Here is a 996-nt window from a genome sequence, read left to right on the forward strand (position 1 = left end):
CTGCTCGTAAGTATGGAATGTACGCTCACATAAAGCGTTCTTCTGACATACTTTTGTCATACGATCCGCAAGCCCTGGCTGAGCTTCATCTAGAACAATCTTCGCATCCATGTTGACCGCCTGAACTATCTTTCTTATTTAAGTGTGCGCACTTTACCAGATTATGCAAAGCACGCAAATACTCAAAAGACCTAAGCTTTTAACTCTTCAATTGCATCGATGTATTGCTGCATCGCTTCATCTGCACTCGCACCTTTAAGGTCTTCCCATGCTTGATATTTAGCGCGACCAACGAAGTCCATCATGCCAGGTTTTTTACCTGTCACATCACCTTCTGTAGCTTGCTTGAACAAAGCGTACATCTTTAGCTTAAGCTCGTTCGATGGCTGAAAGTCACCTTCAGCTGTTTGTACGTAGTTTACTGTTTCTTCAAATTTTGCTTTTAAGTCTGACATCTAGATTACTCCTCGAAAAAATCGGCGTTGATTATACAAACCATTCCTTAGAATCTACAGTGATTTAGATCCATATTTGGACTTATCTATTGCGTTGACAGAACTACAGCAGATGGTCAAACTGCCGGCACACTTATTCATAGAAACAAACTAGGAGTGCTGTGTGGCAAAGCCCAACAAACTCAACACAATTGTCAGTAATGTGTATAAATTACCCGAATTTATGCGAACAAAAGCCTTAAGCACGCTTTTCGGAAAAACTGTCAAATACACGGGCACAACCGGTATCAAAGTAGAAGAACTAACGACGAACCGTTCGGTCGTAACGCTCACCAACAAAAAGTCTGTACAAAATCATATTGGCTCGGTTCATGCTGTTGCCAGCATTCTGATTGCAGAATCTGCAACAGGCTACCTAATAGGAATGAACATCTCAGACGACTGCGTTCCGGTAATCAAGACAATAAAGGCAGACTATGTTAAGCGAGCTAAAGGCAATATGCGTGCAGAAGCTTCTTTAACTGATGAACAAATAAAGCTT

The 996-nt window shown here is 41.5% G+C and carries 2 protein-coding genes; one reads left to right on the top strand and one right to left on the bottom strand.

The window, feature by feature from the left end:
• Positions 1–191: 191 nt before the first annotated feature.
• Positions 192–455 (bottom strand): acyl-CoA-binding protein, encoded by a 264-nt coding sequence (locus A3738_RS02740; protein WP_068474019.1) that lies wholly within the window; start codon positions 453–455, stop codon positions 192–194.
• Positions 456–618: 163 nt separating this feature from the next.
• On the opposite strand from A3738_RS02740, the gene A3738_RS02745 reads away from it, so the two are divergent.
• Positions 619–996, top strand: a 378-nt coding sequence (locus tag A3738_RS02745; protein WP_068763331.1) for a DUF4442 domain-containing protein, incomplete at its 3' end; no start/stop codon positions are given.

It is taken from the genome of Oleiphilus sp. HI0066 (genome assembly GCF_001635725.1).